General features: G+C 73.7%; 16 protein-coding genes and 1 riboswitch. Of the genes, 10 read left to right on the top strand and 6 right to left on the bottom strand.

All coding sequences use genetic code 11. The features are described from left to right. Window positions 1-334: 334 nt before the first annotated feature. Complete coding sequence (locus ACQPX6_RS21365) at window positions 335-1,783, bottom strand: recombinase family protein (RefSeq protein ID WP_433782429.1); 1,449 nt, start codon at window positions 1,781-1,783, stop codon at window positions 335-337. Between the two features lie 27 nt (window positions 1,784-1,810). Here ACQPX6_RS21365 and ACQPX6_RS21360 point away from each other — a divergent pair, with 27 nt between their 5' ends. Next, window positions 1,811-3,427: a ComEC/Rec2 family competence protein gene (locus tag ACQPX6_RS21360; protein ID WP_433782428.1), complete on the top strand. Its 1,617-nt coding sequence runs from the start codon at window positions 1,811-1,813 to the stop codon at window positions 3,425-3,427. Window positions 3,428-3,469: 42 nt separating this feature from the next. On the opposite strand, the gene thrC is transcribed toward ACQPX6_RS21360, so the two are convergent. Continuing rightward, the gene (gene thrC / locus ACQPX6_RS21355) at window positions 3,470-4,732 is read right to left on the bottom strand and encodes a threonine synthase (RefSeq protein ID WP_433782427.1); all 1,263 of its coding nucleotides are present in this window, start codon (window positions 4,730-4,732) and stop codon (window positions 3,470-3,472) included. 10 nt (window positions 4,733-4,742) lie between these two features. Next, a riboswitch (SAM riboswitch) is annotated at window positions 4,743-4,855 on the bottom strand. Window positions 4,856-5,021: 166 nt separating this feature from the next. Between thrC and holA the strand changes: the two genes are divergently transcribed. Then, window positions 5,022-6,041 (top strand): DNA polymerase III subunit delta, encoded by a 1,020-nt coding sequence (gene holA, locus ACQPX6_RS21350; RefSeq protein ID WP_433782426.1) that lies wholly within the window; start codon window positions 5,022-5,024, stop codon window positions 6,039-6,041. Window positions 6,042-6,096: 55 nt separating this feature from the next. On the opposite strand, the gene rpsT is transcribed toward holA, so the two are convergent. Beyond that, the gene (rpsT, locus tag ACQPX6_RS21345) at window positions 6,097-6,390 is read right to left on the bottom strand and encodes a 30S ribosomal protein S20 (protein ID WP_433782425.1); all 294 of its coding nucleotides are present in this window, start codon (window positions 6,388-6,390) and stop codon (window positions 6,097-6,099) included. A 168-nt stretch (window positions 6,391-6,558) separates the two neighbouring features. On the opposite strand from rpsT, the gene lepA reads away from it, so the two are divergent. The 4 genes from lepA to ACQPX6_RS21325 all read left to right on the top strand — a co-directional run bounded on the left by lepA (window position 6,559) and on the right by ACQPX6_RS21325 (window position 13,475). Then, window positions 6,559-8,481, top strand: a complete 1,923-nt coding sequence (lepA, locus tag ACQPX6_RS21340; RefSeq protein ID WP_433782424.1) for a translation elongation factor 4 — start codon at window positions 6,559-6,561, stop codon at window positions 8,479-8,481. A gap of 144 nt (window positions 8,482-8,625) precedes the next feature. Continuing rightward, window positions 8,626-10,536, top strand: coding sequence for a DEAD/DEAH box helicase (locus ACQPX6_RS21335; RefSeq protein WP_433782423.1), 1,911 nt, complete (start codon window positions 8,626-8,628; stop codon window positions 10,534-10,536). 108 nt (window positions 10,537-10,644) lie between these two features. Continuing rightward, window positions 10,645-12,630, top strand: coding sequence for an FAD/NAD(P)-binding protein (locus ACQPX6_RS21330; RefSeq protein ID WP_433782422.1), 1,986 nt, complete (start codon window positions 10,645-10,647; stop codon window positions 12,628-12,630). Further along, window positions 12,627-13,475 (top strand): alpha/beta fold hydrolase, encoded by an 849-nt coding sequence (locus ACQPX6_RS21325; RefSeq protein WP_433782421.1) that lies wholly within the window; start codon window positions 12,627-12,629, stop codon window positions 13,473-13,475. The genes ACQPX6_RS21330 and ACQPX6_RS21325 overlap by 4 nt, the downstream gene beginning before the upstream one ends. Before the next feature lie 39 nt (window positions 13,476-13,514). Here the strand turns inward: ACQPX6_RS21325 and ACQPX6_RS21320 are convergent, their stop codons facing one another. Continuing rightward, the gene (locus tag ACQPX6_RS21320) at window positions 13,515-14,480 is read right to left on the bottom strand and encodes a quinone oxidoreductase family protein (protein ID WP_433782420.1); all 966 of its coding nucleotides are present in this window, start codon (window positions 14,478-14,480) and stop codon (window positions 13,515-13,517) included. 101 nt (window positions 14,481-14,581) lie between these two features. On the opposite strand from ACQPX6_RS21320, the gene ACQPX6_RS21315 reads away from it, so the two are divergent. Together ACQPX6_RS21315 and ACQPX6_RS21310 are read left to right on the top strand one after the other, a co-directional pair. After that, window positions 14,582-15,322, top strand: coding sequence for an alpha/beta fold hydrolase (locus ACQPX6_RS21315; RefSeq protein ID WP_433782419.1), 741 nt, complete (start codon window positions 14,582-14,584; stop codon window positions 15,320-15,322). A gap of 34 nt (window positions 15,323-15,356) precedes the next feature. Next, a complete protein-coding gene (locus ACQPX6_RS21310; protein WP_433782418.1) occupies window positions 15,357-15,575 on the top strand; it encodes a hypothetical protein in 219 nt (72 codons plus the stop codon). Window positions 15,576-15,670: 95 nt separating this feature from the next. On the opposite strand, the gene ACQPX6_RS21305 is transcribed toward ACQPX6_RS21310, so the two are convergent. Continuing rightward, complete coding sequence (locus ACQPX6_RS21305; protein WP_433782417.1) at window positions 15,671-17,185, bottom strand: LGFP repeat-containing protein; 1,515 nt, start codon at window positions 17,183-17,185, stop codon at window positions 15,671-15,673. A gap of 99 nt (window positions 17,186-17,284) precedes the next feature. Next, window positions 17,285-18,055 carry an enoyl-CoA hydratase family protein gene (locus ACQPX6_RS21300; protein ID WP_433782416.1) on the bottom strand — a complete coding sequence of 257 codons (771 nt, stop codon included), beginning with the start codon at window positions 18,053-18,055 and terminating at the stop codon, window positions 17,285-17,287. 353 nt (window positions 18,056-18,408) lie between these two features. Between ACQPX6_RS21300 and ACQPX6_RS21295 the strand changes: the two genes are divergently transcribed. Both ACQPX6_RS21295 and ACQPX6_RS21290 read left to right on the top strand, forming a co-directional pair. After that, on the top strand, window positions 18,409-18,621 hold the full coding sequence (locus ACQPX6_RS21295) for a hypothetical protein (RefSeq protein WP_433782415.1): 213 nt from the start codon (window positions 18,409-18,411) through the stop codon (window positions 18,619-18,621). Between the two features lie 177 nt (window positions 18,622-18,798). Continuing rightward, window positions 18,799-19,983, top strand: a complete 1,185-nt coding sequence (locus tag ACQPX6_RS21290) for an acyl-CoA dehydrogenase family protein (RefSeq protein WP_433788318.1) — start codon at window positions 18,799-18,801, stop codon at window positions 19,981-19,983. Window positions 19,984-20,031: the final 48 nt, after the last annotated feature.

The following is a 20,031-nucleotide window of genomic DNA, read 5'->3' as shown; positions in this document are numbered from 1 at the left end:
GGTGTCGAGGGCCGGGTCGTCGGGGCTGTGACGTGCGCGGGCGGCGATCCTTGCTCGCTGTCGACGCTGCTCTGGCGTCATCGGTGTGACCTCGCTGGCGGTCCCAGGTGCCCGACGTGTCGCCTCACGAGGAACGGCGACCCGGAAGGCACGAATGGCCTACGGATCACGCTCAACTCGTCGAGGACGCCTGGTCCTGACTGGGTGCCGCGCTTGAAGCGCTCGGGGCGCCTGGCCCCTTCGATCACCCGTTGTTCACATCTGCGGGTAGAGCGCGCCTGGCGCTTCCGTCCACATCAGCTAGCGAGTGCTACAGACGATAGCAGGTGTCGCGCTACTTCCACTCGACCGCCACGGACTCCGGGTCGAGATGTCGAGCTCCACGCCGCGTCCGATGAATCGTCACCGTCATGAGTTCGCGGATCACCTCGCGGCGCGCCGGCAGCGTCGCTTCCTTCCATCGCTCCCGGACATCGCCGGTGAGCATGTCCCTCATGACCGGCGAGGACGGCCGGGGCCGCGCCCGCCGCTCGGCGTCGTCGATCCGAGCGAGTAGCCCGCTCTCGATGCGCGCGAGGCCCGCCGGCGTCACGGTGCCGTCGACCGCGGCCGCGTACCAGCCGTCGAGTATCGCCCGGAGCTCCGCGAGCTCGTCGCGCGCTTGACGCTGCGCGGTGCGCTGGTTGTCGTCCTCGGCTGCGAACAGGTCCGCGACGTCTGGTTGCTCGAGGCGAGACAGCACGATCTCGGTCACGTACTCGTCGACGAAGTGCATGGCTCGGGCGACGTGGAAGCCTCGCGAGCACGAGTAGGACGGCACGCCGCGGTTGTTGATGCGGCGCACTGGTGCGCTGCAGTCGCCGCACACGGCCAGGCCGACGAGCAGGTGACGGTGCGAGGAGTCGCCGGTGGTCGAGCGTCGCGCCGGGTCGGCGAACACCTCGAGCACCTTGGCGTGGTCAGCGCGCGACACCAGAGGCTCCCACCGCGCCTCGACGCCCGGGACGACCTTGCCGCGGCACACCCGCAGGCCGGCGTTCGTCGGCGACGTCGCCACGCGGCCGACCTGCTCGGGCCGCCACGGCATCTCGATTGTGGGGCGGCGGTTCCGCAGCCTCGTCACGGTCAGCGGCGACGGCACGTTGCGGCGGTTGAGGTCGCGGGCGATCGAGTAGAGCGCCTCGCCGGCCAGCACCCGGCGCACGATCTCCCGAACGATCGGCGCGGTCTCGGGGTCGACGACCTGGCCAGCGGAGCGCCCGGAGTGTTCTTCGTAGACGCGGGCGTAGCCGTAGGGGATGCGGCCGTGGGGGTCGCCGCTCTGTGCCCGCGCGTCGAGATTCCGTCGGGTGCGCTTGGACGTCATGCCCGACTCGCGGACCGCCAGGGCGGCGGTGAGGTCGAGCATGAAGCCGTCGTCGGGGTCGTTGGGGTCGTGGAGCTTGCCCCCCACGGCGAGCTGCACTCGGTGTTCCGAGCACGCGGCGAGGAGCGCGGCCCAGACAGTGCGGTCACGACTGGCGCGGCTGATCTCCCAGACCACCAGGACGTCAACCTGTCCGCCGGCAAGCTCGTCCATGACGGTCTGCCAGCCGGGACGGGCCTTCCCACGGGAGTACCGCGATGCGCTGATCCCGTCGTCGCGGTGCTGTCCGACGATGGTCCAGCCTTCGCGAGCGGCCACCTTGCGGCCCTCGTCGAGCTGGGAGTCCACCGACCGTCCGTCGGTGCTGGCCGCGGACACCCGGCCGTAGAGCAGCGCGCGGGGCGCCGACGTCGTCACCCGCCGGAACCTACCTCACGCTTCACGTTGTCGGGCACCAACGTGGCGATCGTGTGTGGGGCGGTGCTCCTGCTGGCGCGCCTGGCCCGGGCGGGCCCGCGCACGGCGGCGGTACTGGCGGCGCTCGCGCTGGTCGGGTTCGTGGTGCTCGCCCGGCCGTCGCCGAGCGTCCTGCGCGCGGCGGTGATGGGCGGGGTCACGGTGCTCGCGCTGGCGGTGGGGCGGCGGCGCTCGGTGGTGCCGGCGCTGTCCGCGGCGGTCGTCGTCCTGCTGCTCGTCGACCCGGGGCTGGCGACCGATCCGGGGTTCGCGCTCTCCGTGCTGGCCACCGGGGCCCTGGTGCTGCTCGCCCCGGGGCTGGTGACGCGGATGCGGGCGCGCGGGGTGCCGCCGGGGGTCGCGGAGGCGCTCGCGGTGCCGGTGGCCGCGCACGTCGTCACCGCGCCGGTGATCGCCGGGCTGTCGGGCGAGGTCAGCCTCGTCGCGGTGGTCGCCAACCTCCTCGCCGCGCCGGCCGTGGCCCCGGTGACGGTGCTCGGGGTGCTCGCCGCCGCGGTGGCGCCGTGGTGGACCGGCGGGGCGCACGCGCTGGTGTGGCTCGCCGGGCCCGGGGTGTCGTGGCTGGTGTGGGTGGCCCGGCGCTGCGCCGCGGTCCCGGGCGCGACGCTGGCGTGGCCGGGCGGGGTCCTCGGCGCGCTGGTGCTGGCCGGGGTCGTGGTGCTCGTCGCCATCGCGCTGCGCTGGCGGCGGCTGCGGGCGGTCGTGGCCGCGGTGCTGGTGGGGGCGCTGCTGGTGCTCGTGCCGACCCGGGTCGCGCCCCTGGGCTGGCCGCCGGCGCGGTGGTCGGTGGTGGCGTGCGACGTCGGGCAGGGCGACGCGCTGGTGCTGGCGACGGGCGAGCCGGGTCGCGCCGTGCTCGTCGACGTCGGGCCGGAGGCCGGGGTGGTCGACGCGTGCCTGGCGCGCCTGGGCGTGCGGTCGCTGGCGCTGGTCGTGCTCACCCACCTGCACGCCGACCACGTCGGCGGGCTCGCCGGGGCGCTGGCGGGCCGGACGGTGGGCGGCGTGGCCCTGGGCCCGGCGCGGGAGCCGGCGGACACCCTGGCCCAGGTCGTGCGGAGGGTCGGCGCGGCCCGGGCCCCGCTGGTGGGCCTGGGGCGGGGCACCGTGCTGCGCTGGCCCGGGCTGGTGCTCGAGGTCCTCGGCCCGGTGCGCACCCCCGCCCACGTCGACGGCGAGGACGGCGCGGCGGTGAACGACACCTCGGTGGTGCTGCGCGCCCACACCCCGGTGGGCCGGGTGCTGCTGCCCGGTGACGCCGAGCTGGCGTCGCAGTCGTCGCTGCTCGGCACGGGCGCCGACCTGCACGCCGAGATCCTCAAGGTGCCCCACCACGGCTCGCGGTCCTCGCTGCCGGGCTTCCTCACCGCGGCCCGGTCCTCGCTCGCGCTGGTCAGCGTCGGGCGCGGCAACACCTACGGGCACCCGAACCCGCAGGTGGTGGGCCTCCTCCAGCGCAGCGGGACGCTGGTGCGCCGCACCGACGAGTCGGGTGACCTCGCGGTGGTGGCCGGGGCCGACGTGCGGGAGAGGCCGTCCGTCGTCGCCCGCGGCGACCCGCGGCCGGACCCGAGGCGGCGGTGAGGACCGTGTCCTCAGGACACGGTCCGTGGACCGGGCCCGCGACTACAGCCCGAGGGCCTCGCGCACCGCCTTCGACGTGGCCGGGATCGTCGCCTTCGGGCCCACCTGGTGCTCGATGGCGTCCAGGGTCTTCAGCCCGTCGCCGGTGATCAGCAGGACGGTGTCGGCGTCGGGGTCGAGGTCGCCGGACTCGACCATCTTCTTCGCGTTGGCCACGGTCACCCCGCCCGCGGTCTCGGCGAACACGCCCTCGGTGCGGGCGAGCAGGCGGATGCCGTCGCGGATCTCGTCGTCGGTCACGTCGGTGACCACACCGCCGCAGCGGCGCACGGCGTCGAGGACGTAGGGCCCGTCGGCGGGGTTGCCGATGGCCAGCGACCGGGCGATGGTGTCCGGCTTCTGCGGGCGGACGACGTCGGTGCCCTCGGCGAACGCCGTCGAGACCGGCGAGCACCCGGCGGCCTGGGCGCCGAAGACCTTGTAGGGGGAGTCCTCGACCAGGCCCAGCGCGGCCAGCTCGCCGTAGGCCTTGTCGACCTTCGTCAGCTGCGAGCCCGAGGCGATCGGGATCACCGTCTGCGCGGGAATGCGCCACCCGAGCTGCTCGGCGACCTCGTAGCCGAGGGTCTTCGACCCCTCCGCGTAGTACGGGCGGACGTTGACGTTGACGAAGGCCCAGTCCTCCTGGTCGAACGCGAGCTCGGTCGCCAGGCGGTTGACGTCGTCGTAGGTGCCCTCGCAGGCCAGCAGGTTCGTGTCGTACACCGCCGTCATCAGGATCTTGGCGCGCTCGAGCGAGGCGGGGATCAGCACGACCGAGTCCCAGCCGGCCCGGGCCGCAGCGGCCGCGGTGGCGTTGGCGAGGTTGCCGGTCGACGGGCAGGCGAGCACGGAGAAGCCCAGCTCGCGGGCCGCGGCGAGGGCGACGGCGACGACCCGGTCCTTGAAGGAGTGGGTGGGGTTGCCGGTGTCGTCCTTGACCCACAGGTTCTTGATCCCGAGCGCGGCGCCGAGACGGTCGGCGCGCAGCAGGCGGGTACAGCCCGGGTCGGTGTTGGGGTGGTCGGAGACGGTGCTCGGCACCGGCAGCAGGCCCTTGTAGCGCCAGATGCTCTGGGGGCCGCGCTCGATGTCCTCGCGGGTGACGCGGCCGAAGTCGTAGGCGATCTCGAGGGGCCCGAAGCACTGGGGGCACGCGAACTCGGCGGCCAGGTCCATGCGGTGGCCGCAGGCGCGGCAGGCGAGCGCACACGCGGGCCCGAGGTCGTACGACGTGGCCGTCGATGTCTGGGCAGTCAGCGTCATGAGAATGTCCTCCTCATCTTCCCCGCGAACGCGGGTCGGAATTGGCACCGTGATCGTCCGCAGAAGATGACGCCGGTTGCCGGGGTGTCGTCGGGCCGTTCCCTCTACCCCTCTGGATGAGCCGTGTTCAGTTGTGCGGACGCCCGGGGACGTCCGGACGAGCACACTACGTCAGCCCGCGGGGGGCGACCACCGGCCGTGGCCGGGACGAGACGCTGCTCACCCACGCGGGCACCGCCCTGGCCCGGCCGGGACGGGCCCGTCGGACCCCCGTGACACCATCGGTGCGGTGAGCCCCGAGAGCCCGGCGTCGGTGCACCTCGTCGTCGGCGACGAGGGGCTGCTGGTCGAGCGCGCGGTCGCGCGGGCGATCGCCGCGGCGCGCGCGGCCGACCCCGCGGTGGAGGTGGCGCACCTCCCGGTCGGCGAGATCACCCCCGGCGTGCTGGGCGAGCTGGTGAGCCCGTCGCTGTTCGCCGAGTCGCGCGTCGTCGTGCTCGAGAACGCCCACGACGCGAGCGCGGAGGTCACGACCCTGCTGCTCGACTACGCGAAGACCCCGAGCGACGGCGTGACGCTGGTCGTCGTCCACCGCGGCCCGCCCAGGAGCGGCGGGCGGCGGGGGAAGGGCCCGGCGAAGTCCGCGAAGGGCGCCAAGGGCGACGCCCTGCTCGAGGGGCTGCGCGCCGCGGGCGCCACCGAGGCGTCGGCCGTGGGCCCGTCCGACGACCAGCGGGCCGACTTCGTGCGCGCCGAGGTGCGCCAGGCCGGCGGGCGGATCACCGGTGACGCGCTGGGCCTGCTCATGGACGCGGTCGGCTCCGACCTGCGCGAGCTCGCCGCCGCCGCGTCGCAGCTGGCGTCCGACTCGGGCGGGCAGGTCGACGCCGACGCCGTGCGCCGCTTCCACCGCGGACGCGCCGAGGTCACGGGCTTCGCGGTGGCCGAGCGGGCGATCACCGGCGACCGCCCGGGCGCGCTGGAGGCGCTGCGGTGGGCGCTGCAGACCGGGGTGGCGCACGTGCTGGTGGCCGACGCCCTCGCCGACGCGGTGCGCACCGTCGCCCGCGTCAGCGCCGCCGGCCGCGGCGACCCGTACGCCATGGCCTCGGCGCTGAAGATGCCGCCGTGGAAGGTGCGCAAGGCCCAGGGGCAGGCCCGGGGGTGGGGCGCCGAGGGCCTGACGCACGCGATGGGCGTCGTCGCCGACCTCAACGCCGACGTCAAGGGCGCCGCCGCCGACCCGGCCTACGCGCTCGAGCACGCGGTGGAGCAGGTCCTCGCCGCGCGGGGGAGCAGCCGGCGCTGACACGACGAAGGCCCGCCCCCGGAGTCCGGGGACGGGCCTTCGACGTGCAGAACGATCAGGCCGGGGTCTTGCCCGCCTTGTTGTCGACCGAGAAGCGCTCGGCCCGGTGGGCCATGCGCGACTTCTTGTTGGCCGCCTGGTTCTTGTGGATGATGCCCTTGCCGGCGGCCTTGTCCAGGAGGCGCCCGGCCTCGCGGCGGCGCTCGCCCGCGACCTCGGCGTCACCGGCCTCGACGGCCTCGCGGTAACGGCGGATGGCCGTCTTGATGCGGGACTTCACCGCCTTGTTGCGGCGGCGCGCCTCCTCGTTCTTGCGGATGCGCTTGACCTGCTGCTTGATGTTCGCCACGGCGTGTCTGGACCTTCATCTGTCGGGAGTCGGTGCACGGGAGCGCGCGGGGGCGCTCGACCGCACCACGCAGTGTTCGTCAGGTTACCAACCACCGGGCGCCGCCTCGGCGACCGGCCCCGACCGGCCGTCGTGGGACGATGGGGACGAGCCCGACCGAGCGAGAGCATGAGGATCCCGTTGACCCAGACCACCCAGCAGTCCGCGAGCACCCCCGGACGGCCGGGCACGAAGGGCTACGCCGACGAGACGTTCACGCCGCCGGACCGCATCCGCAACTTCTGCATCATCGCGCACATCGACCACGGCAAGTCGACGCTGGCCGACCGCATGCTGCAGATGACCGGCGTCCTGGGCGACCGCGCCTACCGCGCCCAGTACCTCGACCGCATGGACATCGAGCGCGAGCGGGGCATCACGATCAAGGCGCAGAACGTGCGCCTGCCCTGGTACGCGGCCGGGCCCGACGGCGAGATGCGCGACCACGTGCTGCACCTCATCGACACCCCGGGCCACGTCGACTTCACCTACGAGGTCAGCCGCTCGCTGGCCGCGTGCGAGGGCGCGATCCTGCTGGTCGACGCCGCGCAGGGCATCGAGGCCCAGACCCTGGCCAACCTCTACCTGGCCATGGAGAACGACCTCGAGATCATCCCGGTCCTCAACAAGATCGACCTGCCCGCGGCCGACCCCGAGCGCTACGCCGCGGAGATCGCCCACCTCATCGGCTGCGACCCCGACAGCATCCTGCGGATCAGCGCCAAGACCGGTGACGGCGTGCCCGCGGTGCTCGACTCGGTGGTCAAGCGCGTCCCCGCGCCCGTGGGCGACGCCGACGCCCCGGCCCGCGCGATGATCTTCGACTCGGTCTACGACACCTACCGCGGCGTCGTCACCTACATCCGCGTCGTCGACGGGCGGATCACCCCGCGCGAGCGCATCCGCATGATGAGCACGAACGCGGTCCACGAGCTGCTCGAGGTCGGGATCATCTCGCCGGACCAGAAGCCCTGTCAGGGCCTCGGGGTGGGCGAGGTCGGCTACCTCATGACCGGCGTGAAGGACGTCCGCCAGTCCCGGGTCGGCGACACCGTCACGTGGGAGCGCAAGGGCGCCAAGGAACCCCTCGGCGGCTACCGCGACCCGCAGCCGATGGTCTACTCCGGGCTCTATCCGATCGACGGCACCGACTACCCGCTGCTGCGCGACGCGCTCGACCGGCTGCGCCTCAACGACGCCGCCCTGTCCTACGAGCCCGAGACGTCCGCGGCCCTGGGCTTCGGGTTCCGCTGCGGCTTCCTCGGCCTGCTGCACCTGGAGATCACGCGTGACCGCCTCGAGCGCGAGCACGGCCTCGAGCTGATCTCCACCGCGCCGAACACCGTCTACCGCCTCGCGCTCGACGACGGCAGCGAGGCCGAGGTGACCAATCCGGCGGACTGGCCGGAGGGCAAGGTCGCGACGATCTACGAGCCGATCACCAAGGTCTCGGTGCTCTCGCCGTCGGACTTCGTCGGCCCGATCATGGAGCTCTGCCAGTCGCGGCGCGGCCAGCTCGAGGGCATGGACTACCTGTCCGACAGCCGCGTCGAGCTGCGCTACACGATGCCGCTCGCCGAGATCATCTTTGACTTCTTCGACATCCTGAAGTCGCGCACCCGCGGCTACGCGTCGCTGAACTACGAGCCCGCCGGCGAGCAGGCCGCCGACCTGGTGAAGGTCGACATCCTGCTGCAGGGCGAGCCGGTCGACGCGTTCTCGGCGATCGTGCACCGCGACGCCGCCTACGCGTACGGCAACTCGATGGCCACCAAGCTGCGCGAGCTCATCCCGCGCCAGCAGTTCGAGGTGCCCATCCAGGCCGCCATCGGCGCCAAGATCATCGCTCGCGAGACGATCCGCGCGATCCGCAAGGACGTGCTCTCCAAGTGCTACGGCGGCGACATCACCCGCAAGCGCAAGCTGCTCGAGAAGCAGAAGGAGGGCAAGAAGCGGATGAAGACGATCGGCCGCGTCGACGTCCCGCAGGAGGCCTTCGTGGCGGCGCTGTCGACCGACCAGAACGCGGTGGACAAGGCCAAGAAGAAGTAGCGGGACCGACGGTGGTGATCGGCCGGGAACAACCGCTCGCGTAGACTGGTTGTCAGCGCCGAGCTGTCGGCCTGGGAAGGACCTGCGTTTCACCGGGTCCGCGGACAGCTCACGTGTCCGCCGTACCCTTCCTGAAAGAGATCTGTGACCAACGCTGCCATCCTGTCCGACCACGACGTCGAGCTCGTCGACGTGATCACCACCCCCACCGACGACACCGTCGGTGCGACCGTCTCCGAGGAGCCGGCCGCGGACGAGGCGACCGACCCGACCGACGCGACCGACACCGCCGATGAGGACGCGACCGACGAGGCCGACGGCGCCGACGAGGAGCCGATCCCCGGCTCCGCGTTCGCCGCGCTGGGCGTCGCCGAGCGCCTGCTGCCGACCCTGGTCGAGTCCGGGTTCGACACCCCGACCCCCATCCAGACCGAGACGATCCCGCTGCTGCTGGCCGGCCGCGACGTCCTGGGCCTGGCGCAGACCGGCACCGGCAAGACCGCCGCGTTCGCGCTGCCGATGCTCTCGGCGGTCGACCCGGCGCAGAAGCACGTGCAGGCCCTCGTCCTCACGCCGACGCGCGAGCTGGCGATCCAGGTCGCCGAGGCCATCGAGCGCCTCGGCGCCGGCGTGCCCGGGCTGGGCGTCGTCCAGCTCTACGGCGGCGCGCCCTACGGCCCGCAGCTGCACGGGCTGCGCCGCGGCGGCCAGATCGTCGTCGGCACGCCCGGCCGCGTGGCCGACCACCTCGAGAAGGGCACGCTCGACCTCCGCGACGTCGCGCACTTCGTGCTCGACGAGGCCGACGAGATGCTGCAGATGGGCTTCCTCGAAGAGGTCGAGCGCATCTTCGAGCTGCTGCCCGCCGACCGCCAGGTCGCGCTGTTCTCGGCGACGATGCCCGGCGCGATCCGCGAGGTCTCGCGTCGCCACCTCAACGCCCCGGCCGAGGTGTCGATCAAGTCGAAGACGCAGACGGGCATCAACACCCGCCAGCGCTACGTCGTGGTGCCCGAGCGCCAGAAGGCCGACTCGCTGGCGCGCATCCTGCAGGTCGAGGACTTCGACGCCTGCCTGGTGTTCGTCCGCACGCGGCAGAACACCACCGACGTCACCGACGCCCTCAACCGCCGCGGCTTCGCGGCGGTCGCGATCTCGGGCGACCTCTCCCAGCCCCAGCGCGAGAAGACCATCGCCGACCTGCGCGCCGGTGAGCTCGACGTGCTGGTGGCCACCGACGTCGCGGCCCGCGGGCTCGACGTCGACCGCATCTCGCTGGTCGTCAACCACGACCTGCCGCCGGACAGCGAGTCCTACGTCCACCGCATCGGCCGCACCGGCCGGGCCGGGCGCAGCGGCGAGGCCATCTCGTTCGTCACCCGCGGCCAGATCCGCACGATGCGGATGATCGAGTCGGCCACGAAGCAGAAGGCCGAGGAGATGTCGGTGCCGGGCACCGACGAGGTGAACGCGGTGCGCAAGCGCCGCTTCGCCGACCGCATCACCGGCACGCTCGACGGCACCGTCACCGGCGGCGACCCGATGGACGTGTTCCGCGGCATCGTCGGCGACTACGTCGCCGAGACCGGTGCGGACCCCCTCGAGCTGGCCGCCGCGCTGGCCAAGATGGTCCAGGGCACCAAGCCGCTGCTGGTCGAGGACCTGCCGGCCCCGTCGCCGCGGGGCGACAAGCGGCTGCCGCGCGAGGGCAAGCCGGACCGCGGTCAGGGCCGCACCGGCAAGGCCCCCGAGTGGACCGTGGGCTCGGGCACCGACACCTACCGCATCGAGGTCGGCCACAACCAGCGGGTGCGGCCGGGTGCGATCGTCGGGGCCATCGCCAACGAGGCGGGGCTCGACTCCCAGCACATCGGGCACATCGACATCCGCACCGACCACACACTGGTCGAGCTGCCCGCCGACGTGCCGGGCCACGTGGTCAAGCGCCTGCAGCGTGCCCGCGTCGCCGGCCGGCCGATGGGCCTGCGCCGCGCGTCGGGTGCCGAGGCCGCGACCGTCTCACCGCGCCCGAGCCGCGGCCCCAAGCGCCGCTGACGCCTTGGCGCTCCGCGCTCGTGCGTCCTATCGGCGTGCTGTGCCTATTCGTGTCCAGACACGGATAATCGCTCACGAGCGCGGACGCGCGCGGCGGGAGGACGGACGATGCGACGGTCGGTCGTGGTCGTGGGAGCAGGACCGCGCGGGGCGGGTGTGCTCGAGCGCCTCGCCGCCAGCGCCGGCGAGTTCGGTGTCGGCGCGGGCGTCGAGCTCGACGTCCACCTCGTCGACCCGTACCCACCCGGGGCGGGGCGCATCTGGCGTCACGAGCAGTCGTCGCTGCTGTGGATGAACTCCATGGCCGCCGACGTCACGATGTTCACCGACGAGAGCGTCCGCTGCGACGGGCCGATCGTCCCGGGGCCGTCGCTCTACGAGTGGGCGGAGCAGGTCCGCGAGGGCCGGCTGCCCGGCGAGTCGGTGCCGCCCGGCCCGGTCGGTGACGAGCTCCGCGGGCTGACCCGCGCCACGTTCGCCACGCGGCGCCTGCAGAGCCACTACCTGGACTGGGTGCTGCGCCACGTCGAGGCGACCCTGCCCGCCGGGGTGCACGCCCACCGGCACCGCACGCGGGCGGTCGGGCTCGTCGAGGGCTCGCCGCAGCGCGTGCGGCTCGCCACCGGCGAGGAGCTCGACGCCGACGCCCTGGTGCTGGCCAGCGGCCACCTCGACGCCGACCCCACCCCCGACGAGCAGGACCTCGTCGCCTTCGCCGACGAGCACGGGCTGCGCTACTTCCCGCCCGAGCAGACCACCGACACCGAGCTCGACCACATCCCGGCGGGGGAGACGGTGATCGCGCGCGGCATGGGCCTCGCGTTCGTCGACCTCGTCGTGCTGCTGTTTGAGGGCCGCGGCGGGGAGTTCGCTCCGGACGGCCCCGACGGTCGGCTGCGCTACGTCCCGTCCGGCCGCGAGCCCGTGCTGCACGTCGGCTCCGGGCGCGGGGTGCCGTACCACGCGAAGACCGAGTACGCGCTGCGCGGACCGCGCCCGCCGCTGCCGCGCTTCCTGGGCCCCGACGACGTCGCGGGCTTCGTGCGCCACGGCGGCATCGACCTGCGCCGCGACGTGTGGCCGCTCATGGCCAAGGAGGTCGGCTGGGGCTACTACCACGAGCTCTTCCACGGCCACCCCGACCGCGTGCGCGGCACGTGGGACGCGTTCGCCGCGGCGTACGCCGAGCTCGACTGGTACTCCGACGCCCGCAGCGAGCTCATCGCGACGTCGGTGCCGGACCCGGACGACCACCTCGACTTCGAGCGCATCGACCGCCCGCTGCGCGACGTCTGCGTCGACGACCCGGACGCCCTGCAGGCAGCGCTGCGCGAGTACATCGCCGACGACCTCGCCCGCCACGTCGACGAGCGCTACACCGCCGAGCTCGGCGCGTTCGTGGCCCTGCTCAGCGTGTTCGCGCAGGTCATGGAGCTCGCGGGCACCGACGCGCTGACCCCGACGTCGCGCGCCCGTGACCTGTCGTGGTGGCAGAACCTGTTCAGCTCGCTCGCCAGCGGCCCGCCCGGACCGCGCCTGCGCCAGATGCTCGCGCTCTCGCGCGCCGGGTACGTGCGGTTCCTCGGCGCCGGGCTGGTGGTCGAGGCCGACGGCGACGCCGGCGTGTTCCGGGCGCGCAGCGACAGCCTCGACGGGGTCGAGGTCGAGGCGCGCACGTTCGTCGAGGCCCGCCTGCCCGCGCCGAGCGTGAGCCGCAGCGCCGACCCGATGCTCGCCGCGCTGCACGCCGACGGGCAGCTCGACGAGGAGGTCCTCGACCTCGGCGGCGGATGCCCGACGCAGGCGTGCTCGTCGGCGGTGCGCTCGGCCGACGCGGCCGTGGCGCACGGCGAGGGCGCGGTGGTGCTGCACCACACCGGGCTGGTGCGGGTCCGCCCGTCGGACTACCGGCTGGTGGACGACGACGGCGAGGCCCACCCGACCCGCTTCGCGATCGGGCCGCACACCAACGTGCGCATCCCCGGCGCGTTCACCCGCCCGAACACCAACGCCCTGAGCTTCCGCGCCAACGACGCCGTCGCCCGCGCGGTGCTCGCCCAGGTAGTCCCCGCGGCCGGCCGGCTCACCGCGTGACCCTCCCCGCCCCGGTCCGCGTCACGCTGCCGGACATCACGCTGTCGGTGCTCGACGTGGGGGAGGGGCCCGCCGTCGTCCTGCTGCACGGCTTCCCCGACCGCGCGACGCTGTGGCGCGCCCAGATCGAGGCCCTCGCCGCGGCCGGGTACCGGGTGATCGCGCCCGACCTGCGCGGGTTCGGCGACAGCGACAAGCCGGAGGACGTCGACGCCTACCGCATCAGCCGCTCCGTGCTGGACGTCGTGGCGCTGCTCGACGAGCGCGGCGTCGAGCGCGCGGCGGTGGTCGGGCACGACTTCGGCTCGGTCGTGGGCTGGGCGCTCGCGATGCGCAGCGACCGCGTCACCCGCTACGCCGCGCTCGCCGTCGGGCACCCCGAGGCGTTCCGCGCCGCGGGCCTCGAGCAGCGGGCCCTGTCCTGGTACATGCTGTGGTTCCGGTTCCCCGGGGTGGCCGAGGAGGTCCTGCCCGCGGACGACTGGGCGCTGCTGCGCCGGTGGCTGCACCCCGGGCGCGCGGACGACGACGCGCTCGTGCGCACCCAGATCGACGACCTGGCCCGACCGGGCGCGCTCACGGCAGGGCTGGGCTGGTACCGCGCGAACGTCGACCCGCGCACCTTCGTCGACGAGGCCCCGCTGGGGCTGCCGCGGCTCACGATCCCGGTCCTGGGCATGCTGGGGACGGCCGACGTCGCGCTCGGCGAGGCGCAGATGGCCGGGTCGGGCCGCTACCTCGACGGCCCGTTCACCTACGTCCCCGTGCGCGACGGCGACCACTGGCTCCCTGTCCGCGACGCCGACACCGTCACCTCGACCCTGCTCGCCTTCCTCCGTGCGTGATCTTCTGAGCTATCGCTCAGAAGATCACGCACGGAGCGGTCAGCGCGTGAAGACGATCTTGCCGGCCGTGTTGCCGTCGAGCATCGCCTGGAAGCCGTCCTTCGCGTCGGCCATCGGCAGCTCCTGGCCGATCTCCGGGACGATGCCCGTGGCCGCCACGAACTCGAGCAGGTCGCGCAGCTCGGCGAGCGTGCCCATCGTCGAGCCGACCACGTTCTTCTGCAGGAAGAACACCTGCGCCAGGTCCGCGCTGGGCGCGAAGCCCGAGGTGGCGCCCGAGCAGACGATCGTGCCGCCGGGCACGAGCGCGCGCAGCGAGTGCTTCCACGTGGCCTCGCCGACGGTCTCGAACACCGCCTGCACCTTGCCCGGGAGCTTCGCGTTGGACTCGAACACCTGGTGCGCGCCCAGGCGCATCGCCAGCTCGCGCTTCTCGTCGGTGCGCCCGGTGACCCAGACCTGCATGCCCGCGGCGCGCCCGAGCTGGATGAGCGCGGTGGACACGCCCCCCGAGGCGCCCTGGATGAGCATCGTCTGCCCGCCGCGCAGCCCGGACTTCGTGAACAGCATCCGGTAGGCCGTCAGCCACGCCGTGCCCATGACGGCACCCGTCGAGGCCGTCATGCCCTCCGGGCGCGGCAGCGCGTTGCGCTTCGGAACGACCACGTAGTCGGCGAAGCTGCCCTGCGCCCACTCGGTGAGCATCTTGCGGGACGGGTCGAGGGTCTCGTCGTCCTTCCAGTCCGGGTCGCCCATCAGCGAGTGCAGGACCACCGGGGTGCCGTCGTCGAGCGTCCCGGCGCCGTCACAGCCCAGGATCATCGGGAACTGGTCTTCCTTGATCCCGACCCCCCGGAGCGTCCAGAGGTCGTGCATGTTGAGGCTCGCCGCCTCGACCTTGACCCGTACCCAGCCGTCGGGCACCTCGGGGTCGGGCCGCTCGCCCACCACGAGGGAGGCGACCGGGTCGTCGGCGTTGGGCTCGGAGGCGTAGACCGCGAACATGCCCCGCAACCTATCCGGCACGACTTCCCCGATGCCCGATGAGTTCGGTGAGCGGGCGCGGTTGGGACCGGTGAGACCCTGACGAACCTCCTGGAGGACCCGTGTACGCCCCGCTGCCCGGCATCGACGTCTACTTCGAGGACCACGGCACGGGCGCCCCGCTCGTGCTGCTGCACGGCGGGATGCTGACGCTGGACCTCAGCTTCGGCGCCCTGATGCCGTTGCTGGCGCCGCACCGCCGGCTCATCCCGATCGAGCTGCAGGGCCACGGCCGCACGGCCGACGTCGACCGCGAGATCACGCTCGAGAACCAGGCTGCCGACGTCGTCGGCGTCCTCGACCACCTCGGCCTGGAGCGCGCCGACGTCCTCGGCTTCAGCTGGGGCGGGCTCGTGGCCCTCGAGGTCGCTGTCCGGCACCCGGACCGCGTCGACCGGCTGGTGCTCGGGGCCGTCCACCGCCGCAAGGACGACTACCACGCCGAGATCCACGATCCCTCGCAGTACGCGACGTCCACCCGCATGCCCTCAGAAGCGGAGTTCGGGGCCATGTTCGCCGAGTACGAGCGGTACGGCCTGAGCACCTTCGAGGCCGTCGTCGCCAAGCTCGACCCGATCGTCGTCGCGGAGGAGAACTGGAGCACCGCGGACCTCGCGCGCGTCACGGCGCCGACGTTGCTGGTGATCGGCGACCACGACTTCGTGCGGGTCGACGCCGCCGTGGCGATGCAGGACGCGATCCCCGACGCCGGCCTGGCCGTCCTGCCGCGGACCAAGCACACGCAGCTCATCGAGCGCGTCGACCTCGTCGCGCCGCTGCTCGAGGACTTCCTGGCCCGCTGACCGGGACGAGGGCGCTCGGCGTACCGTCGAGCGCGTGCTGCGTGCGGTCGCGACCTGGTGGGACGGCGTCGAGTTGTGGCTCACCCAGCTCGACTTCACCGTGCAGGTCGTGCTCGTCGTGGCCGTCGTCGGGCCGCTGTGCTGGGGCGCGGCGGCGGTCATCGACACCGTCGTCGAGAAGTCGGTGGCCGCCCGCCTCGAGGCCGCGGAGCGCCGCGCGCAGCGGCGGGCCGGCACGACGACGGAGGCCTGAGCGCGGTGGACCGGCGCGCCGCCCGCCTGTGGGTCACCGCGACCCTGATCGTGCTGCTCCTCCTGGTGATCGTGGTCAACCTCGTCTGAGCTCGCTCAGCGGTAGGCCACCGAGATCGCGCCCGTGCGCTGGGTCCACGTGATCGTGCCCTGGTCGAAGTCGCTGCGGCGCCCGCCGGTGACGGCGTACTCGTCGCGCGTCGGGTAGCCCAGCCGCGAGCGCTCCCAGCCCAGCGACGCCCACCGCTCGCGGATCGCGCCGTAGACGGCGTACGCCGCCCCGCGCGCCGGGTTGAGGTAGATCGAGCCGCCCGAACCCGCGAAGTGGGTGTAGCGGCCCCGGCCGTCGGGGGTCGGCGTCGTGTCGATGACCGGGAAGCCGAGGATCGACCCCGTCGCCCCGAGCGCCCGGTACTTCGTCAGCGTCGGCCCGCCGACGGCGTGCGCCCCGGTGGCCGCCGACCAGTAGACGGTGGCGTCGCGGTAGTCGCGCCCCCGCCCGCCCGGCACCGCGTACGCCGCGCCCGTCGCCGGCCCGAGCTTCGCGGCGTTCGCCCGCGCGTAGACCTCGATGGGGTCGGTGGACGGGGCCGTCGTCGTGGTCGTGGTCGGCGGCGCGGTGGTGGTCGTCGGCGGCGCAGTGGTCGTCGTCGTGGGGGTCGTCGTCGTGGTGGTCGGGGTCGCCGCGACCGCCTCGTCATGCAGCGTGCGGGTGATGTTCGTGATCGTCGTCGACTGGGTCTCGAAGCTCGTGGTCTTCGGGCTCAGGGTCAGCACGACGACCACGCGGCGGCGGGCGTCGACGAGCCCGCTGGTGTGCAGGGCGCGGCGGGAGAGGTCGAGTGCCGGGGCGGCGAGGGTGGCCGGGCGGCTGTCCGCCACGGCCTGCGGCGCCTCCTCGGCGGCCTGCCCGGACAGCGCGTCGGGCGGGGTGTCCTGCCGGCCCTCGACGCAGGGCCGCGCGGGCGCGGTGCCGTAGCCCGACCAGCCCTGCTTCACCGCGCGCGTCCCGGCGACGGCGCGCGGGATGCCGAACGACTGGTCGAAGCCGTCGGCGGCGCACTGGGTGGCGCGCTCCAGGTTGCCGACGATGAGGTCGCGCTGGAACGGCGTCGCGCGGTCGAGCAGGTAGTTGTAGACGGTCGCGACGTCGGCGGCGCTGACCGCGGTGTAGCCCCAGTAGCGGCGGTCGGTGGGCGGCGCGGTGTCGGCGAGCCCGATCAGGCGCACCATCCGCACGACGACCTGCTCGTAGCCCTGGCGCACCCACAGCGTGCTCGCCGCGTCGTCGTCGCTGGAGCGCAGCATGGAGTCGAGCAGCGCGCGGTCGGCCGACGACACGCTCGTGCGGCCCTGCGTGAGGTCGAGCGCGATCAGCAGCTTGACCAGCGACGCGGAGCGGAACCTCGCCCGCGGCGCGGACTCGGCGACCGTGCGCCGGGTCGTGCGGTCGTAGACGACGTAGCCCGCGGTGACGTCCGCGGGGACGACGGGCGCGGCCCGCAGGCCACCCGGCGGTGGCGCGGCCAGCGCCGACGGTGCGAGCAGCAGGCCCGCCAGCAGGCCGGCGAGCACCACCGGCACGGCCAGTCGAGACGTCCGAGACCCCATCGCGTGCTCCCCCCAGCCGTACCCCTCCCGTCCAACGGCCGCACAGGGGCGGCCGAGAGGGGTACGTACATCACGATCGCATGACGATGCGGATACCGCTCAGGCGCCCGGCACCCAGGAGGGCGACCGCTTCTCCGCGAACGCCGTCATGCCCTCCTGGCCCTCGTCGGAGGCGAAGAACCCCGCGGACAGCTCGAGCATCGCCTCGAGGTCCTGCTGCAGGTGCTCGCTGCGGTCGCGGCGCAGGAGGGCCTTGGTGGCGGCGAGCGCCTGCGGCCCGCCGCGCGCGAGCATGTCGACGTAGCGCGCGACCTCGGCGTCGAGACCGTCGGCGTCCACCGCCACGTTGACCAGCCCGACCGCCGCGGCGCGGTCGGCGTCGAACGTCTCGCCGGTGAGCATCAGCTCGTGCGCGGCCCGCGGCAGCAGGCGGGGGAGTACGGTGGAGGAGATCACCGCGGGGACGACGCCGATGCGCACCTCGGTGAAGGCGAAGGTGGCCTCCCGCGCGGCGACGGCGATGTCGCAGGCGGAGACGAGGCCGACCCCGCCCGCGCGCGCGGGTCCGGCGAGGCGGGCGATCACGGGCTTGTCGGCGTACCAGAGCGTCGCGAGGATCCCGGGGAACTCATGGACGCCCTGGTCGCCGGCACCCGCGCCGCGCGACTCGCGCAGGTCCATCCCGGAGCAGAACACGGGGCCGGTGTGGGTGAGGACGACGACGCGCACCGCGTCGTCGGCGAGCGCGGTGTCGAGGTGCGCGGCGAGCTCGCGGCGCAGCTGCGCGGAGAGCGCGTTGCGGTTGCGCGGCGAGTCCAGGGTGATCGTCGCCGTGCCGCCCGTGACCTCGAGGTGCACCAGTTCGTCCATGGGCGTCACTGTGACACCCGCCGGGATCGCTCACACGGTGCTGGCGCCGCGACACGGCCGGTGCGTACGGTCGTGCTCGTGACCGAGGCGCCGACCACCGTGTGGCACGCGTGGCGCCGTCACGTCGATCTCTGCCGGACCTCCGCCGCGATCTGTCGACCCTGACCCGCTGAGCCGCGCCCGGGTGCACCCCGGGCGGACGCCCTCACGCCCGTCGGAGCCGACATGTCCCTCGCGCTGCGCGCCGCACGCCTCCTGGACGACTTCTGTCGCCGGGCGCCGCTGCTCGCCCTCACCCACTTCTCCTCGCCGATCGCGGGCGCCGTCCCCGGCGAGGTCCTCCGGAGGTCCGCATGCCCGTCACCGTCTCCCGCTTCAGCCCCCGCGGCGCCGCCGTCGCGGAGCTCCTCACCGACCTGGACGCCCTGGTCCGCCGTGAGGTGACCCGCGACGGCGCCGGCACCGAGCACTGGGAGCGCGACGCCGAGCGCATCGCCGCGGAGGTCGCGGCCGCGCTGGCCCGCCTGCGCGACGACCTGCGTCGCCACCCGGTCATCCGGACCTGATGCCGGCGGCCGCGCCGGGGCCGTTCGTGCGGCGCCGGCACATCGATCACGGGCGGGTCTTCGCCCAGGGCTGTCGGTCCTCCCCGACGACCGCCCGCACGCCCGCCTGATCGAGGAGAACCCGTGACCAGCACCCTGTCCCGCCCCGGGACCACCGACCACCCCGACTTCAGCACCCTGCCCACCCCGCGCACCGAGGCCGAGTGGCTCGAGCGCGCCCGCCTCGTGCGCACCGTGCTCGCCGCCGACGCGGCCGAGCGCGACGCCGCCGGCGCGACCCCGTACGCCGAGGTCGCCCTGCTCAAGGACGCCGGCCTCGTCACCCTGCTCGGCCCCGTCGAGCACGGCGGCGGCGGCCAGGAGTGGCCCACCGCGTACCGCGTGATCCGCGAGGTGGCCGCCGGCGACGGCTCGATCGGCCAGCTCCTGGGCTACCACCTGCTCTGGTTCTGGGCCGCGCGGCTGGTCGGGACGCCCGAGCAGATCGCGCAGGTCGAGGCCGAGGCGACCCGCGAGCGGTGGTTCTTCGGCGGCGCCGTGAACCCGCGCGACAGCGACGTCGTCATCCGCGACGAGGGCGACGAGATCGTCTACACCGGTCGCAAGTCGTTCTCGACGGGCAGCCGGGTCTCCGACGTGACCGTGCTCGAGGGCGTCCTCGAGGGGACCGACACGCACGTCTTCGCGATCGTGCCCTCGGACCAGCCGGCGATCACGTTCCACGACGACTGGGACAACATCGGCCAGCGGCTGACCGAGTCGGGCGACGTGACGATCGACGGCGTGCGCGTGCCGTGGGCGGCCGCCGCCGGGTTCCGCGACAAGGTCTTCACCCCGCGGACCTACAACACGATGAACGTGCCGACGATCCAGCTGGTGTTCGTGAGCTTCTACCTCGGCATCGCCCGCGGGGCGCTCGAGGAGGCGGCCGCGTACACGCGCACGACGACGCGGCCATGGCTGCACGGCGGGCAGGCGAGCGCGGTCGACGAGCCCTACGTGATCGACACCTACGGCGACTTCGAGGCGAAGCTCTGGGCCGCCGAGGCGCTGGCCGACGCGGTGGCCGCCGAGGCGCTGCCGATCCACCGCGACCCCGACGCGCTCACCGAGCGCGCCCGCGGGGAGCACGAGGTCCGCGTGGCCGCGGTCAAGGCGCGCGCGACCGAGGTGGCCCTGGAGATCACGAGCGGCATCTTCGAGGTGACCGGCGCCCGGTCGACGGCGTCGTCGCTGGCGTTCGACCGGTTCTGGCGCAACGTCCGCACGCACACGCTCCACGACCCCGTGGCGTACAAGCGTCGCGAGGTGGGCCGGTTCGTGCTGACCGACGAGCTGCCCGAGCCGACCTGGTACAGCTGACTTTGCGCTCCGCGCTCGTGAGTGCTTGTCCGTGCTCCGGCACGGACA

It is taken from the genome of Actinomycetospora sp. CA-101289 (assembly GCF_050955895.1).
Lineage (GTDB): Bacteria > Actinomycetota > Actinomycetes > Mycobacteriales > Pseudonocardiaceae > Actinomycetospora.
This window is presented reverse-complemented; position numbering and strand designations above follow the sequence as displayed.

What these genes read in the sequence shown, in the direction of transcription:
- lepA (WP_433782424.1), top strand. Translation starts at nt 6,559, where the DNA reads ATGAGGATCCCGTTGACCCAGACCACCCAGCAGTCCGCGAGCACCCCC.
- ACQPX6_RS21330 (WP_433782422.1), top strand. Translation starts at nt 10,645, where the DNA reads ATGCGACGGTCGGTCGTGGTCGTGGGAGCAGGACCGCGCGGGGCGGGT.
- ACQPX6_RS21320 (WP_433782420.1), bottom strand. Translation starts at nt 14,480, where the DNA reads ATGTTCGCGGTCTACGCCTCCGAGCCCAACGCCGACGACCCGGTCGCC.
- ACQPX6_RS21295 (WP_433782415.1), top strand. Translation starts at nt 18,409, where the DNA reads ATGCCCGTCACCGTCTCCCGCTTCAGCCCCCGCGGCGCCGCCGTCGCG.
- ACQPX6_RS21300 (WP_433782416.1), bottom strand. Translation starts at nt 18,055, where the DNA reads ATGGACGAACTGGTGCACCTCGAGGTCACGGGCGGCACGGCGACGATC.
- thrC (WP_433782427.1), bottom strand. Translation starts at nt 4,732, where the DNA reads ATGACGCTGACTGCCCAGACATCGACGGCCACGTCGTACGACCTCGGG.
- ACQPX6_RS21305 (WP_433782417.1), bottom strand. Translation starts at nt 17,185, where the DNA reads ATGGGGTCTCGGACGTCTCGACTGGCCGTGCCGGTGGTGCTCGCCGGC.